Below are 16128 nucleotides of genomic sequence, written 5' to 3'. Positions count from 1 at the left end.
TAGCGCAGTATCGGTAAAGACATCGAAATGGGTACAGAAAATTGTGTGCTATAATCAAAAAAAGAGGTGATCATGCTGAGGATTTTAGTTTTAGGTGCTACCGGGCGCGTTGGTAGCCACATTGTTTCCCTAGCGTTACGGGATAAACACATCATTACAGCTGTAGTGCGCAACTCAAATAAGGTAAAAGTAGATAATGAAAATTTGCATATTATACAAGGTAATGTGTTGGAAAAACAAGATATAGAAAATGCCATGAAGAATGTAGATGTTGTGATTAGTGCATTAAACACAGATGGTACAAATACATTAACGAAAAGCATGTCTCTGATTCTGGAAGCAATGAATAAAATGAATGTGAAAAGAATAATAACTGTTGGAACGGCTGGTATTCTACAAAGTCGGCTGATGCCAAGTATCCTACGTTACCAATCGAGTGAATCAAAAAGAAAAACAACCTTTGCAGCACAGGAACATCATAATGTCTATGAATTATTGAAGAAATCTGACACTGATTGGACAATCGTCTGTCCTACATACTTACCTGATGGTGAATATACCGGCACCTATCGTATCGAACGAAGCTTATTACCTAAAGGTGGGGTAGAAATATCGGTAGCAGATACAGCAGAATTTACCTATCAACAAATTCAGTGCAAGGAATATTTGAAATCGCGTGTTGGGATTGCGTACTGAACCCTAAAGGATAACGATCAAACAGTAAAGACGTCCAATTGACGTCTTTTTTCTTTTCATGTCCATTTCGCCACATAGACTCAAAAAAAATTAAAGGCCACCTTCAGCGATAGAAAGAGACCTGTTGTAATAAGACTAGATTTAAGGACATAAATAAACTATTGCGTAGCCAAAGTCTTAAAAATTGAGTTGAATCATACTTTTTTCTGCATTTCGATTATTTGCTGATAAATAATATCTTGATAGTTTATGTTTCGCCATAATGTAATAACATCCAATTCTGCTAGCTCTTGAAGGAAGCTTTGTATTAACTCATATGCGATAAAATAAGCTAATCGGTTAAAGCCAAATCGTTTACCGCCATTAATAGAGAACCATTCCAGGAACACAGCTCTTGCATCGAGCAAAGTTAAATCGTTTAAAAACGCTTCGATAATTTTTTGTTTATTATTTGTAGCAAATGATAACCACTCTAAATCATCTTGAAACGCAAAATACTCATCTTTCCGGGCATTTACCACCTTTATAGAAAAATACGTTGCAATACCTTCCTGTAAAAGCCAAGTGAATGGGCTCTCCCAGTCTACTTTAGCCCAATCAATACCTCTTTTTTCGGATAATAAATGGTGTAAAGAATGCCCAAACTCATGAGCGATAATAATTTTTAAATGGTGGTTTTGAGGAGAAAGTTTCTCTAAACAAAATGCGATTTCTGGAATAATTTGTCGGTAAGTAAAAGCATTACTTCCATATAAACCTACGATCAGGTGTACATCCTTTGTAAATGTGATATTGTACATCCGTTCATAGTTACTAACAATTTCACGAATAAGCTTAGGCATTTTATCTTTTATTTCCATTAATGCTGGCATCTTTTCTTGATGTTTTGGGATAGCAGTTTTCATTTTTTCATCTACATTATGGCAATGATACCGAAAGTATTCTTCAAAATGGCTCGCATGTTTTTCATAATATCCCTTTAAATAATCAATGGTAGGCAAATAGTTTTCGGTAAAATCTGTTACTGTATCATGAATTAACATGTTCGTCTCCCTTCTAGTAAAGCAACCTTCAGATCATGTCTTAACATACTTTTTTTGCTTAATACTCTTTTGTAGCCTAAAAGTATAAATAATTGAGTATCCATCCGGCGATCCCACCTATGATCCCTACAATAATTAAGGTAAGCCCATGTTTTTCCGCATGATAATCACTTTTTAAAACGATACCCATGCAAACGGCAATAATTCCACAAAACAATTGAAAAAAGACAAATGCAAACAAAGCATTAATCCAACCAATTGTTATTAGTAAGGACTTGCAGTTTTTTTCATTTCTCATGAAGATTCCTCTTTTCACAATCATTTGGCTTTATACATACCATTTTATTGGAAAAAGCTCTTTGAGTACATGATATTCTTTGGATATTGTCAGTAACATAAAAAGAGCATTTCGATTTAAAGATTATAGGGTAGCAGGAGAGAAGGCTAAATTCTTGTGTAGATTTTAAACAAAGTTACGACGTTTTAAAAAAGGTCGCTACGCATTTGCTCAAGATAATATATCTGGAGCTTTTTTATTCAATTAATGTACGTAGGTTATTTGAAGAAAGATATTCAAATAGGAGGAGTGGTGATTAGATGGATCTAGTATTTATTCGTCACGGTCAAGGTGAACATACATTAGATATGCCAAAAAGCTTACAGATAAAAGACCCTTCATTAACACTTAAAGGGGAGAAACAAGCAAAACTGTTAAGAAGTCAATTCCCTTTAACTAATGATGATATTATAGTCATTAGTCCTACTAGAAGAACTCTGCGAACAGCATTTATTTGGAGTGAAAATATAGATTGTCGCAAGATTGTAAGTCCTTTAGTTTCACCACGATTGTTTCCTTTATTACCTGATAAAAGCACATTGCCTTGTGATAAAATACTCGATTTAGAAATAATCCAAAAAGATTTTCCAACTTTCGAAATTGATATTAACGTCCCCCTAGATTTATGGTCAAATGGAATAAATGTTATGCCAGAAAATAAATTCATAAAAATTGCAGAAGAATTTATTATCAATTGCCAGCTATTACAAAAAGAAAAGATTTATATTGTTTCCCACGATGGTACCATTACTTCTTATCGTCAATTAATTTCAGGTCATAATTTATCCAGAAACGATTTCCCATCAGAAACAGGATGGTTTCAAATTACTTGTTAAACTGACGGGGTGCTTTAAGGATCATCTAATTGATCAAACTTTTTTATGAAAATCGCATACTTAGCTAGATAGATTAACTCCATTTATTGCTTTAATTTCATCTTCAGCTATTTTATCAATAGTACATTTAATGGAATAATATGACCAAGCAAAACTAGATTCCTGTGTTAATATTAGTATTAGATTATAAAAAATACTAAACATGAGTGATAGTGGGAGAGGTTGAGATGATTTATTTGAAGAAAGCAATGACACTTCTGGCTTTCATTTTTATTGTTATTTTTATGATAGGCTCTTTTCCTTCGATTACATGTGCTTGTTCATGTGCATATTTACCAAGTGTAGAAGAAGAATTTGAAAATTCAAAAGTCGTATTTAGTGGGAAAGTTGTTGATATAAAAGAGAGACTAAGTTTAAAAGGATATACAACTAAATCAGTTCTTTTTGAGGTAACGAACACCTGGAAGGGTGTTGAACAATCACAAATTATCATTACTACTGGTCAAGGTGGTGGAGATTGTGGATATAATTTTATAAAGGGAGAAGAATATTTGGTTTATGCTAATGAATCAATTATGTACGGGGCAAAATCGCTTGTATCAGCCATTTGTAATCGTACTGAAATGTTGAGTTCTTCACAGGAGGACTTGGAGGTACTTGGAGAAGGACAGCCCCCGATTGAAGAAGTTAATTTAAGAGGTAAACATAATGGAAATCATATGTATATTTGGGCTACAGTGGCAGTAGCCATTGGCATTGTTGTGTTTTTCATTTTAAATAAAAGAAAAAGGTTGAATTAGTGGTTGGAAAAAGGGTTATTGCAGAAAGAATTTTTGAACATTGCGATTTATGGTGATGATTTTGGTACCTCTCCAACTGCTGTATATGGTAGCGACTTCTCGCTTTATATGGCATGGTTACGTATAGGCTCTACTTGCAATTATTACTTTAATCTCTGGAATTAAGTTAATTACTAAATAGAGAAAATTATCGTTATTCTTATGAAAACTTATTCCATTATCGGGCGCAATTGTGGAAGAAGCGACTCTTATCTTAAAAGCTCTCATTTTGATCAATGTTTTTTCAAAATGATGCCTTTCTTCTGTCATTAAATCAATGTTTGCAGCACCTTCTTAATCATTTTTTTTACAAAGTAACCAACAAAAGAGTTCAAACATATTTAATATATAAAATATGTTTGAACTCTTTATTTACATATGTTTGAATGTCGTTACCCGAAGATAAATTAGTAATAAAGTTTGTGATTTAAAGATTGTGAAGAAATGTACTTAAACTAATATGAACTGGCGGGATAGTTCAACAAGAGTTTGGGAATTAAAACAATAGAAAGAGACCAAAAGGGGGTAATTCCAATTTTAAAATTAATCCACTTCTGCTCTAGATAATTTGCCCTTAATATAGCGGGGGTCTGGCGCACGAATAATTCTATGCCAAGCAGTACGTTATTCACGTACTCAGGCTTAGACTAACACTATGTACTTTATTATTTTGACATTTATAAGCATACTTTATTTCAAAGCAAAACCACTTATTTTTATAACCAGTAAGTGGTTTGGTTTTATTGTTGCATTTTTTGCAAACAATATGGCAAAATTAATACGTCTGTAAGTGACCTATTTTCACCTAAGGACATAAGCATCTTTACGAAATATTTGCTATGTCTTGAGTTAAATACGCCATTTGTGGAGGATGCTATTTTTAAATACTATTGTTTAGACGTTAACATTTTGGAGGTAGAAAAATTGAGTAAAAGGAGATCAGTTGGATTAGAGTTGCGTACATTGTCTCTCTTAATGAGAAGACAATTGGATCAAACCACATGTACTACATTACCGGAAAAAGATAACCTTACGGCCATGCACGGTTGGACGATTAGTTATCTTTACAAAAACCAAGATAAAGATGTGTTTCAAAAGGATTTTGAAAGAGCATTTTCTATTCGTAAATCAACAGCGTCTAGAGTACTAAAATCCATGGAAAGTAATGGTTTGATTACAAGGCAATCAGTTCCTTACGATACAAGACTAAAAAAAATTGTCTTAACAGAAGAAGCGCTGAGAATACATGACGGTATCGAATCCCGTAGAGCAATACTTGAACAAAAATTACTAACAGGTATCCCGGAAGAGAAAATGGAAGTTTTTTTTGAAGTGATGGATGCTATGAAAGAGAATATTGAATCTTGAAGAAGATGCTATTTTGATGTTTTTATTACTATATAGTTAGCACGCTAACTAAATAGGGAGGACTGCAAACATGTTGAAAATATTTAAATACTTAAAACCAAAAGAATGGACGCTAATCGTTGCCAGCATTGTGTTCATTGTAGGGCAAGTTTGGCTGGATTTGAAGTTGCCAGATTATATGTCTAAAATTACGACACTTGTCCAAACAGAGGGCAGTAAAACGAGCGAGATATGGTCAGCTGGAGGAAAGATGCTTTTATGTGCCCTTGGCAGTATGATATTGGCAGTCGTTGTTGGTTATTTTGCGGCAAAGGTAGCAACGTCTCTTTCAAAGGAATTGCGAAAAGGAGTATTTGACAAAACTTTATCTTTCTCTATGGAGGAGATTAATGGTTTTTCAATCGCAAGTCTTATTACTCGTTCTACAAATGATATTACGCAAATACAGCAAACCGTTGCAATGGGTCTTCAAGTTATGATCAAGGCTCCTATCCTTGCAACGTGGGCTATTTTGAAGATTATGGGGAAAAGTTGGGAGTGGTCAGCGGCAACAGGAGTAGCTGTCATTGTTTTACTTATTTTGATAGGTAACCTGATTATCTTTGTGCTACCGAAATTTAAAGTCGTTCAAAAACTGACAGATAATCTTAATCGAGTAACAAGAGAAGGTTTAACTGGTATTCGTGTTGTTCATGCTTATAACGCACAAGGGTATCAGGAAGAAAAATTTGAACAAGTAAATAAAAACTTAACGGATACAAATCTTTTTGTGAATCGCCTTATGGCCCTTATGCAGCCAGGGATGGGTCTGATTATGTCAGGTTTAACTCTTGCAATCTATTGGATTGGAGCGCATTTAATTAATAATGCAGCGGGTATGGATAGAATCGGTAAGTTTAGTGATATGGTCGTATTTTCATCTTATGCAATGCAGGTAGTTATGGCATTTATGCTATTATCAATGACGTTCATTTTGCTACCGAGAGCAGCAGTATCTGCAGCACGTATTAATGAAGTACTAAATACACCTCAGACAATTATTGATGGAGACATAAAATCGTCGCCTAAAGGAATCGAAGGTGAAATCGAACTGCGTAAAGTTAGTTTTAAATATCCTGATGCAGAAGACTATGTTTTAAAGGATATTAGCTTTACAGCACATAAAGGCGAAACTGTTGCTTTTATCGGTTCTACGGGTAGTGGTAAGAGTACGTTAATTAATTTAATCCCAAGATTTTACGATGCTACGGAGGGAGAGGTATTAGTCGACGGAATCAATGTGAAAGAATACGCACATGAAGCTCTTTATAATAAGCTTGGCTACGTTTCACAAAAAGCCGTATTATTTTCAGGTACGGTAAAATCTAATGTTGCCTACGGTGAAAACGGCCAGATCCCTTCAACAGATGAAGGAATCAAAAAAGCAGTGGAAATTGCCCAAGGTAAGGAATTTGTGGAGACAATGGAAGGCGAATATGAAGCGGCGATCGCCCAAGGTGGTACAAATCTTTCGGGAGGACAGAAACAGCGTATTTCTATTGCAAGGGCAGTTAATAGAAATCCAGAAATCTTTATTTTTGATGATTCGTTCTCTGCATTAGATTATAAAACGGACCGTCAACTTCGTTCTACATTGAAAAAAGAGACAAAAGGTGCAACCTCTTTAATTGTGGCACAGCGAATTGGAACAATTAAAGATGCTGATAAAATTATTGTTCTTGATGAAGGTAAAATTGTTGGTATGGGAAAACATAGTGAATTATTGAAAACTTGTAACACTTATCAGGAAATCGCCTATTCTCAGCTATCGAAGGAGGAGTTGGAAAATGACTAATACACAAAATAAGCCCCGAAAAGGTCCAGGTGGTCCAGGTCATATGATGGCTCCTGGAGAAAAGCCCAAGAATTTTAAAAAGCCTTGGGGGAAGTTGATTGCCTATTGTAAACCTTATTTGCCTGCGATTATCTTTGCGCTTGTATTAGCAGTTGTAGGAACAATTTTTACGATCATTGGACCCAATAAACTTAGTGAGATCACCGATTTGATAATGGAAGGCATGGCTGGTGAGATTGATCTTACGGCTATCGGAAAAATTGGTCTGTTCCTTGCTATTTTGTATGGGTTGAGTTTTATCTTCAATTATATTCAAGCGTTTATGATGGCTACTATTACGCAGAGAGTTTCCAAAAGATTACGGACAGATATCTCGAACAAAATCGATAGATTACCGTTGAAATACTTTGATTCTACAACCAACGGCGATGTGTTAAGCCGTGTCACGAATGATGTGGATATGATTGGACAGTCTCTAAACCAAAGTATCGGTTCGTTAGTATCAGCGGCAGTAATGTTCTTTGGATCTTTGATAATGATGTTCTATATTAATGTTACGATGGCTCTTTCTGCCATTGCTGCAACTTTCATTGGATTTGTATTCATGACTTTTATTATATCCAAATCTCGCAAGTACTTCGTTCGTCAGCAGCAAGACCTTGGTAGAATAAATGGTCATATTGAAGAAATCTATTCAGGGCATAGTGTTATGAAGGTTTATAACGGTGAAAATGTAGCGAAGCAAGAATTTAATGAAATCAATGAAAGTCTATTTAATAGCGCTTGGCGAGCACAGTTTATGTCGGGCATGATGATGCCTCTCATGATCTTTATTGGAAATTTAGGTTATGTTGTTGTTTGTGTAGTAGGTGCTGCACTAACAATGAAAGGATCCATTACATTTGGTGTTATTGTTTCATTTATGGTCTATATCCGCTTATTTACGCAGCCGTTGTCTCAATTAGCACAGGCAGCTACAAGCTTGCAGTCAACTGCCGCAGCGAGCGAACGTGTATTTGAGTTCTTACAAGAAGAGGAGCTTAAAGATGAAAGTGATAAGGAAGCCACTTTAGATGCTAAAGATGTTAAAGGTAATGTAAAATTTGAAAATGTTAAGTTCGGATATACGAAAGAGAAACTTATTATTAAAGATTTCTCTGCTCAAATAAAAGCCGGACAAAAAGTGGCAATCGTCGGACCTACAGGGGCTGGGAAAACAACACTTGTTAATCTACTCATGCGTTTCTATGAAATAGACAGCGGGGAAATCATGATTGAGGATGTACCGACTAAGTCCATTACTCGTAAAAATGTTCATGACTTATTTTGCATGGTGCTGCAAGATACTTGGTTATTCGAAGGTACCATTAAGGAAAATATCATTTATAACAAAGAGCATGTAACCGATGAAGAAGTAGTTGCAGCTTGTCGGGCAGTAGGTTTGGACCACTTTATTAAAACGTTGCCGAAAGGTTATGATACAGTTTTAAATGATAATACAAGTTTATCTGTCGGACAGAAACAGCTTATTACGATTGCTAGGGCAATGGTTAAAAAAGCACCGTTGCTTATTTTAGATGAAGCTACTAGTTCCGTTGATACGCGTACTGAGGCACTTATTCAAAAAGCAATGGATAAGTTGATGGTGGGCCGAACATCATTTGTCATTGCGCATAGACTTTCAACAATTAAAAACGCCGATTTAATTTTAGTTATGAAAGACGGAGATATTATTGAAAGCGGTAATCATGAAGAGCTGATTGCCGAAAAAGGATTCTATGCGGATCTATATAATAGTCAGTTTGAAGATGCTTCTTAAAATCAATGCCCATATACTCCCTTCCGGTTACTAGGGGAGAGAGTAGCTTTGTAAAGAAGATTGATCGTTAATAATAAAGATTTATAAAAAGTACCTCGTTTTCCTATGAACTGCACCCCAATTATTAGACACACCATCTAACAATTGGAGTTGCAGTTTTTTTGTCTAAATTTACTGCAGAAGAAAAACTATAAGCTGTTGAACGCTATTTGAACGGTAATGAAAAACGTATGTTAGAACGCTGACGATGACAGCTAAAGGCTCTTAGTTAATAGTCTAAGTTTACAAACAAACGTTCCTTTTTGTTGCAATGGTCTATTTTTTTAGTATCTGATTATCTAACATAACCCATTCAACTAGAAGCGGCGTACCAAAAAAGGTAGTACCACTTCTCATGTCGAATAGTTAATTACAAATATGCTTTTAGACAAGAAGGGGGAACTTATACATGGGGGCGAATAAAGAAAAGATTATAAATAGACTTGAACATCATTTGCGAATGACATCGAGGCAATTGATTAAAATGGGGACGGAAGAAGAAGCGATTCATTATTTAATAGAGTCATTTAAATCAGAGCTATATTGTGATTTTGTTGGTGTGATTTTGGTGGATGCTGATGAATTCGTACCGAAAGCATGGGGTGGAAATGCTAATGAGTTTAGTCATGTTTTTCCTATGGAAATAGAAAAATGCTCACCGCTAATACTTGAGCAAAGTTTACATAGTAAAGAAACGAACAAACAGGAAGACTGTCTATTAATGGCTAAGTTAAAAGAAACGGGTGTAAAAACATGGTTTACAGTGCCTCTTACAGATGATGTACATCGATTTGGATATTGTATTATCGGATTTTTTACCTATGTACCTTTGCTTGAAATGGATAAAATATTTGATGAGTTCGGTAAAGATGTTGCGATTGCGATTTCTTTGGCAAGACGTAAGGACCAGCAATTAAGAAAAATTGAGGGAATTGAGTGGATTAGTCGAAACTTATCAATTAATCAGTCACTCAAGGAGAATATAAATGAATTTACTACCCAAGCTGGACTAGGGACAAATGCACAATCTGCCTGTATCTATTTATTTAATGAAAAAGAAAATTGTTTTGATTTACAAGTCCCTATATTTGGTATTAAAGATTTCGATGAAAAGGTTATAGTGGATCATAAAAATACATTTAAAGAGTATTTTCCATTCATCGAAAAATCGGGTGGTCATCAAATAACAATCCCGATTATCGTTGATTTGAAAACAATCGGTGTTCTGCAAGTAGGAAATAAGAATGGCAATCTCCTATTTTCAGAAGACGATGTAAATACACTGAAATTATTAAGTGATCATATAGCGATTTTGCTCAAAAATGCGCTACTTTACAATTTAGAGAAAGATAATCGTAAACGTTTACAAATCCTCCTCGATTATCAGCAAGCTCTTGTGAAAGAAACGGTTGTCACTGATGATTTTCACGGTGTAACGAAAATGTTAGCTGAATTATATTGTGGTTCAGTGATTTTATTAGATCGTTTTTTCCATCCTTTATCATACAAAATTGAAGAAAGTGAATTAGGGGATATTGGTAAGTTGAGAGAGGTATTGGAAAATGAGCGTATAAGGACAGGGACGTTTAAAATATTGGAACAAGGCGGACCCCCCTTTTTGATTTCGCCAATCAATGGTGTGAATGCGCTATTGGGCTATCTGGCAATTTGCATAAATAATGGAGATTTAGATGAATTTGATCAATTGACTGTGGAACTTTCAAGAAATATTTGTTCCATTCAATTCATCAAGCAGAAACTTGTGTTGGATGCCGATAAACAGGCGAAAGATACATTGATGAGTAAATTACTTGTGAAAAATATTGAGGATGACCAAAGTATTTTGCAATATGCAAATCTTTTTCAATGGGATATTTTTAAGCCTCATCGTGTAGCAAATTTGTCAATCGACTTGGCTGAATCTGAAGTAGCTGGACTGAATTTATTTGAGCAAACAGTAAAAAAATCGATTGTATGGGATTACATTAATGAAGGAATTACGCTGAAATCGAAGAAAATTTTAATGGCTACATTGAGTGAACACTATTTATTCATTGTGCCGATAGAGGATGAAAAAAATCGTAAACAGTTTTGGGTGGATTTTTATAAAAGAGTAAGAAAAGCAGTATCCAAAAGTATGATAAAGTGTGAAGTTTACTTAGGCATTGGGAGTAAGGTAGAAAATATGAATGAGTATTTCAATAGTTACGAACAATCATTGCAAGTATTAAATGTCGTTAAAAGCCGATTTAAATCTAAGGGCTATTCATTGTTTGAAGAAATAGGATCATACACAATCTTGCATGATCTAAACTCTTCAGTTGTCACTACATTCATTAAAAGTCAGTTGGGCATATTGCTTGATTTTACAGATAAAAAGAATATTGATTTGCTTCAAACACTCAGCACTTATTTGCAGAATAACGGCAATGCAAAAGGTACCTCTGATGAGTTATTTATTCATCGAAGCTCGTTACTTTACCGTTTAGAAAAGATTGAGAGTCTACTGGAAATAGATTTAAATGATTCAGAGACACGTTTTAACTTAATGATGGCAATCAAACTATACGATTTAAATCGACAGATCTTTTAAGTGGCCCTTGTAAGTGTGAGCTAAATCAAAAAAAGGCAATTCGTTCAAAACCGAACGAATTGCCTCTTTTCCTTTTCATATTTTTTACACCGTCATCTTCATTAAAGTCCTAATTCTTTTGAGATTTACTGTCAATATGGCAGGGTACCTTGCATTTTACATACTAAATAGATTCACAGATGATGCCACATCATAACCGTGCCTTTGAACTCACTATTTTTCGCTTCAATTTTATAGCGTGATTTCGCATTCCCTTAAAATTCCTCACTATTTTGAATCACTTCTTGATTTTTTTGTTTAGTCGATTTAATTGTCGCAGAATAGTTTTTTTTTTGCCCCCTGATTTTTTTATGGGTCGGTCTCTTTTTTATTTAACAATTTTGATGAAAAAAATAGAATGATTCCTACAGAGTGTACGTTTCAAATAAAATGATTGAAAAATATAATTACGATAACAATAAAAATTGTTACATTGTTACAAAATAGTTACAAAAAAGTGAAATATTGAAAATGTTTTATGGGGCATGAAAAGACTATTGGATTAAAGAGTAAAATCGATGCAAGTTGTTTGTAGATACATGATTTATTCAAAATCAGGGGGGATATAATGGCTGTAGATTACTCGTTTAAAGTAAGATTTGGCGATACGGATGCTGCGGGAATTGTTTTTTTTCCAAATTTTTATAGGTGGATGGACGAAGCAATGCATGAATTTTTTACCGAGTTGGGACATCCAACATCTGAGTTATTATCCATAGAAAAAATTTCGACGCCACTTTTAGATTCTAAATGCGAATTTAAGACGCCACTTTTTTTTGAAGATGAGGTTATTGTGAAAACGGAAGTCATCGAGCTTCACAATAAAGTATTTAAATTATTTCATACATTTTATCGTGGAGAGACATTGATTGCTGAAGGGTACACATTACGTGCTTGGACTTCATTTAAAGAGAAACCAAAAGCATTTGCAATTCCAGAACATATTCGTGAAAAACTAACAGTACATCAAAAAATATGATCAGGTAGGAATTGAGATAGTCTTTTAATGCGGAAGACAAACGGATCCTACAAAAGTTGAGGGTTTGAGTTTTTCAGAGTCTTCTATATTAGGAAATATAAAAGAGTCTAATTGCTTTAATTTTATTTTTATGAAAGCGTTATCTTTTTGAAGGTGTCTTGTCGGAACCGTAGCACCAATAACTTAATAGTGAAAGAGAAATGGACGGATATTAAGAAAGTGATTTTTGTCATCATTTTCAAAACCGACAATAATTTAGAGCTATTTCGAAAGGGGTTATATCAGATGGATTTGTTTTTACAATACTTAATTACTGGACTAACTGTGGGGAGTATTTATGCATTATTAGCTATTGGGTTTGTAACGATTTATAACGTTACAGGGGTATTGAATTTGGCGCAAGGAGAATTTGCAATGATTGGAGCATTATCTTGTGTCACATTTGTCAATTTGGGTATCCCAATCTTAGGTGCAATTCCACTTGCGATTTTGCTTACGGCCTTTATCGGCTTAGCGGTTGAAAGATTCGCTATAAATCCTGCTGGTAAAGCAACGCCGATCGTGTTGGTTGTTATTACATTAGGTGTTTCAACTTTTTTAAAAGGAATGGGTTTGATCATATGGGGAACATCTCCAAAATCTCTGCCACCGTTAGTTGAAAGTAAGTCAATCGAATTTTTGGGGGCTGTCGTAAATTCGCAAAGTTTATGGATTCTTGTAGTATTACTTGCACTTTTAATAGTGCTTTATTGGTTTTTTGAAAAAACATTTCTCGGTTCTGCTTTACGCGCAAGTGAAAAAAACCCACGTGCTGCAAGCTTAATGGGGATTAACACAAAAACGATGTCTATGATTGCTTTTACAATTGCTGCTGGATTAGGCGCTATAGCAGGTGTCATGATTGCCCCACTGACAGATGCAACTTATGAAATGGGCTTTTTTCTCGGTATAAAAGGTTTTGTAGCAATGATTTTCGGCGGAATGCACAGCATACCTGGAGCTGTTGCAGGCGGATTATTATTGGGCGTCATTGAAGCATTTTCGGGCGGGTACATCTCTACTTATTATACGGACGCATTGGCATTTGGTTTCTTATTGCTCGTTTTATTTTTCAGACCACAAGGATTGTTTACAAAGGCAACTGGAGAACGTGTTTAATAGGGGGGATATATAGTGGAGAAAGTAGAAACGATTTTATATGGAAGGCGCTGGAAAAGCTTTTTAGGATTTATTGCATTGATTTTGATATTACCACTAGTTGTAAGTTCGCAATACGTATTTACGCTTTTGATTTTAATCGGGATTTATTGCATCATCACCATTGGTCTAAGTTTACTTATAGGTTACGCTGGGCAAATTTCCATAGGACACGCTGCATTTGTCGGAATTGGCGCATATGTTTCCGGTGTCTTAACAGTTAAATATAGCGTATCACCATGGGTTGCGATGGGAATTGGAATGGTCGCGACGTTCATCATTGCTTATTTAATAGGGATGCAAGTTCTAAAACTAAAAGGTCATATTTTGGCATTGGCTACCATTGCGATTAACATCATTGTATACATTTTATTGGTGGGGCTAAGCGATTATACAGGGGGAGCTGGTGGATTAGTCGGTATTCCAAATTTATCATTACTGGGACTGGACTTAGGAAACCAAGTGAACTTCTACTTCTTTGTTTGGAGTATTGTCTTTGTTGTTATCTTGTTTTCTACTAATATTATTCGTTCGAGTGTTGGGAGGATATTACGAAGCATTCATGATAGTGAAATTGGAACGGAGACACTAGGCGTTAATGTAACAAAATATAAAGTAGCTATTTTCGCATTAAGTGCTGTGTATGCTTCATTGGCGGGTAGTCTGTACGCGCATTACATTAATTTTATCGCACCACCAACATTTTACATTTCATTTTCAATTTTACTTCTTGTCATGGTGATGGTCGGTGGTGTCCATTCCATTTGGGGAGCGATTATCGGAACGGCTTCGATCATGTTTTTAAATGAAGTAATTCGTTTTGTAGGGCATACGTATTTCAATATTAATGGTGAAGTCGAAATTGTAGTTTATGGTTTAATCATAATACTTGTTATGATCTTCATACCTAAAGGCTTGGTTGGAATACTAGACGTCAGGAAAATATCACCTGTTAAAAGCTCTATAAAAAAAGATGTAACCATTAAGAAAAATGTTGCTTCTGAGAAAGGGGTTTAGATATGGGCAATTTACTCCAAGTAAATGGTTTAACAAAAAAGTTCGGTGGAGTGACAGCGGTGAATGATGTTAGCTTTCATGTCGGTGAAGGAGAAATTGTAGCTGTTATCGGCCCTAATGGAGCGGGTAAAACGACATTGTTTAATATGATTTCTTCATACATTCAACAGACTGACGGAGAAGTTCTTTTTAAAGGAAAAAAAATATCAGGGAGGAAAATTTTTGATTTGGCTCACCTTGGGATCTCCAGGACGTTTCAAAACTTGCAAATTTTCAGTAATATGACGGTATTGGAAAACGTGATGATGGGGACTTCAGTGAATATAAAAACGAACGTTTTTAGTGCTGGATTCCGTCTTCCAACGGTAAAAAGAGATGAAGAATATGCATATAAAGCAGCTTATGAAGTATTGACGATGATGGAGATGAGTGATCTATTACATGAACAAGCTGGACAACTATCTTATGGATTGCAAAAGAAGTTGGAGTTCGCACGGGCAATTGTTTACAAACCACAGCTCATCATGTTGGACGAACCAATGGCAGGCCTGAATGATGCCGAGACAAATACAATGGCAGGATATATTAGTGATTTAAAAGAAAAAGGGCATTCATTTTTATTTGTAGAGCATAAAATGGCGACAATTATGCAACTCGCTGATCGGATTGTGGTTCTTGATTTCGGGACTAAGATTGCGGAAGGTACCCCCGATGAAATACAAAAAAATGAAAAGGTAATTAGTGCTTATTTAGGAGAGGAGGCAATTTAATGTTCAAAGTTGAAAGTCTTAGTTCACGTATCGGGAAGATTCAAATTTTACATTCGCTCGACTTTCATGTGGACAAAGGAGAAATTGTATCTATTATTGGTGCTAATGGCGCAGGGAAAAGTACGTTATTAAATACATTAGCGGGCATTTACACACCAGTCGAAGGAAAAGTAATACTTCAAGATGAGTTAATTAGTGGTCTTCCTGCCCACAAAATAGTTGGGAAGGGTTTATGTCTTGTTCCAGAGGGGCGTCAAGTTTTTCCAGGACACACCGTAAAGGAAAACCTGACGTTAGGGATTTACTCGAAATACTATAAAGACCGGAAACATGTAGAGGAGAATTTGGAAAGAATGCTGGAGTTATTTCCAGGATTGAAAAAACATTATCATAGGATTGGCGGGAATTTGAGTGGCGGGGAGCAGCAGATGCTTGCGATTGGACGTGCGCTTATGTCTGATCCTAAAATAATTCTCCTAGATGAACCATCGATGGGGTTAGCGCCAAAAATAGTGAATGAAATTTTGGAGATTTTAGTGCGAATTAAAGAAGAAATGGGAACAATGGTCATTTTAGTAGAACAAAATGTTAAAGCAGCGTTAAAAGTGGCGGATCGTGCATACGTAATGGATCAAGGAAAATTCATAATGGACGGCACGAATGAAGAAATTAGTTCGAATCCCGAAGTGAAATCAGCATATCTAGGAATAAAGGTAGGGTAA

At 35.4% G+C, this 16128-nt stretch carries 15 protein-coding genes; 13 read left to right on the top strand and 2 right to left on the bottom strand.

Annotated features, from left to right (window positions below):
* The first annotated feature begins 75 nt into the window (after positions 1 to 75).
* On the top strand, positions 76 to 696 hold the full coding sequence (locus ACB089_RS14000; protein WP_374967566.1) for an NAD(P)-dependent oxidoreductase: 621 nt from the start codon (positions 76 to 78) through the stop codon (positions 694 to 696).
* A gap of 194 nt (positions 697 to 890) precedes the next feature.
* Here ACB089_RS14000 and ACB089_RS13995 read toward each other — a convergent pair whose 3' ends face one another.
* Positions 891 to 1739, bottom strand: coding sequence for a hypothetical protein (locus ACB089_RS13995; RefSeq protein WP_374966951.1), 849 nt, complete (start codon positions 1737 to 1739; stop codon positions 891 to 893).
* 76 nt (positions 1740 to 1815) lie between these two features.
* Positions 1816 to 2037, bottom strand: coding sequence for a hypothetical protein (locus tag ACB089_RS13990; protein ID WP_374966950.1), 222 nt, complete (start codon positions 2035 to 2037; stop codon positions 1816 to 1818).
* Positions 2038 to 2336: 299 nt separating this feature from the next.
* On the opposite strand from ACB089_RS13990, the gene ACB089_RS13985 reads away from it, so the two are divergent.
* From ACB089_RS13985 to ACB089_RS13930, 12 genes are all read left to right on the top strand, one after another.
* Positions 2337 to 2912, top strand: coding sequence for a phosphoglycerate mutase family protein (locus ACB089_RS13985; RefSeq protein WP_374966949.1), 576 nt, complete (start codon positions 2337 to 2339; stop codon positions 2910 to 2912).
* A gap of 227 nt (positions 2913 to 3139) precedes the next feature.
* Complete coding sequence (locus ACB089_RS13980; protein WP_374966948.1) at positions 3140 to 3712, top strand: hypothetical protein; 573 nt, start codon at positions 3140 to 3142, stop codon at positions 3710 to 3712.
* Positions 3713 to 3730: 18 nt separating this feature from the next.
* Entirely contained in the window at positions 3731 to 3877 is a 147-nt protein-coding gene (locus tag ACB089_RS13975; RefSeq protein WP_374966947.1) for a hypothetical protein, read from the top strand.
* 798 nt (positions 3878 to 4675) lie between these two features.
* Positions 4676 to 5119: a MarR family winged helix-turn-helix transcriptional regulator gene (locus ACB089_RS13970; RefSeq protein ID WP_374966946.1), complete on the top strand. Its 444-nt coding sequence runs from the start codon at positions 4676 to 4678 to the stop codon at positions 5117 to 5119.
* A gap of 70 nt (positions 5120 to 5189) precedes the next feature.
* The gene (locus tag ACB089_RS13965; protein WP_374966945.1) at positions 5190 to 6953 is read left to right on the top strand and encodes an ABC transporter ATP-binding protein; all 1764 of its coding nucleotides are present in this window, start codon (positions 5190 to 5192) and stop codon (positions 6951 to 6953) included.
* On the top strand, positions 6946 to 8772 hold the full coding sequence (locus ACB089_RS13960; protein WP_374966944.1) for an ABC transporter ATP-binding protein: 1827 nt from the start codon (positions 6946 to 6948) through the stop codon (positions 8770 to 8772). Before ACB089_RS13965 ends, ACB089_RS13960 begins: the two co-directional genes overlap by 8 nt.
* Positions 8773 to 9220: 448 nt before the next feature.
* The gene (locus ACB089_RS13955; protein ID WP_374966943.1) at positions 9221 to 11404 is read left to right on the top strand and encodes a helix-turn-helix domain-containing protein; all 2184 of its coding nucleotides are present in this window, start codon (positions 9221 to 9223) and stop codon (positions 11402 to 11404) included.
* Positions 11405 to 12011: 607 nt separating this feature from the next.
* The gene (locus ACB089_RS13950) at positions 12012 to 12422 is read left to right on the top strand and encodes an acyl-CoA thioesterase (RefSeq protein WP_374966942.1); all 411 of its coding nucleotides are present in this window, start codon (positions 12012 to 12014) and stop codon (positions 12420 to 12422) included.
* Between the two features lie 285 nt (positions 12423 to 12707).
* Positions 12708 to 13580 (top strand): branched-chain amino acid ABC transporter permease, encoded by an 873-nt coding sequence (locus tag ACB089_RS13945; RefSeq protein ID WP_374966941.1) that lies wholly within the window; start codon positions 12708 to 12710, stop codon positions 13578 to 13580.
* A gap of 15 nt (positions 13581 to 13595) precedes the next feature.
* Positions 13596 to 14636 (top strand): branched-chain amino acid ABC transporter permease, encoded by a 1041-nt coding sequence (locus tag ACB089_RS13940; RefSeq protein ID WP_374966940.1) that lies wholly within the window; start codon positions 13596 to 13598, stop codon positions 14634 to 14636.
* Positions 14637 to 14638: 2 nt separating this feature from the next.
* Entirely contained in the window at positions 14639 to 15406 is a 768-nt protein-coding gene (locus tag ACB089_RS13935) for an ABC transporter ATP-binding protein (RefSeq protein WP_374966939.1), read from the top strand.
* Positions 15406 to 16128: an ABC transporter ATP-binding protein gene (locus ACB089_RS13930; RefSeq protein WP_374966938.1), complete on the top strand. Its 723-nt coding sequence runs from the start codon at positions 15406 to 15408 to the stop codon at positions 16126 to 16128. Before ACB089_RS13935 ends, ACB089_RS13930 begins: the two co-directional genes overlap by 1 nt.

This window comes from Lysinibacillus sp. RS10 (assembly GCF_041956855.1).
Taxonomy (GTDB): Bacteria; Bacillota; Bacilli; order Bacillales_A; family Planococcaceae; genus Lysinibacillus; species Lysinibacillus xylanilyticus_A.
This window is presented reverse-complemented; position numbering and strand designations above follow the sequence as displayed.

Excerpts from the sequence above, each read along its gene's own strand:
- ACB089_RS13935 (WP_374966939.1), top strand. The coding sequence starts at position 14,639 with ATGGGCAATTTACTCCAAGTAAATGGTTTAACAAAAAAGTTCGGTGGA.
- ACB089_RS13955 (WP_374966943.1), top strand. The coding sequence starts at position 9,221 with ATGGGGGCGAATAAAGAAAAGATTATAAATAGACTTGAACATCATTTG.
- ACB089_RS13945 (WP_374966941.1), top strand. The coding sequence starts at position 12,708 with ATGGATTTGTTTTTACAATACTTAATTACTGGACTAACTGTGGGGAGT.
- ACB089_RS13985 (WP_374966949.1), top strand. The coding sequence starts at position 2,337 with ATGGATCTAGTATTTATTCGTCACGGTCAAGGTGAACATACATTAGAT.
- ACB089_RS13930 (WP_374966938.1), top strand. The coding sequence starts at position 15,406 with ATGTTCAAAGTTGAAAGTCTTAGTTCACGTATCGGGAAGATTCAAATT.
- ACB089_RS13980 (WP_374966948.1), top strand. The coding sequence starts at position 3,140 with ATGATTTATTTGAAGAAAGCAATGACACTTCTGGCTTTCATTTTTATT.
- ACB089_RS13950 (WP_374966942.1), top strand. The coding sequence starts at position 12,012 with ATGGCTGTAGATTACTCGTTTAAAGTAAGATTTGGCGATACGGATGCT.
- ACB089_RS13990 (WP_374966950.1), bottom strand. The coding sequence starts at position 2,037 with ATGAGAAATGAAAAAAACTGCAAGTCCTTACTAATAACAATTGGTTGG.
- ACB089_RS13995 (WP_374966951.1), bottom strand. The coding sequence starts at position 1,739 with ATGTTAATTCATGATACAGTAACAGATTTTACCGAAAACTATTTGCCT.
- ACB089_RS13960 (WP_374966944.1), top strand. The coding sequence starts at position 6,946 with ATGACTAATACACAAAATAAGCCCCGAAAAGGTCCAGGTGGTCCAGGT.
- ACB089_RS13965 (WP_374966945.1), top strand. The coding sequence starts at position 5,190 with ATGTTGAAAATATTTAAATACTTAAAACCAAAAGAATGGACGCTAATC.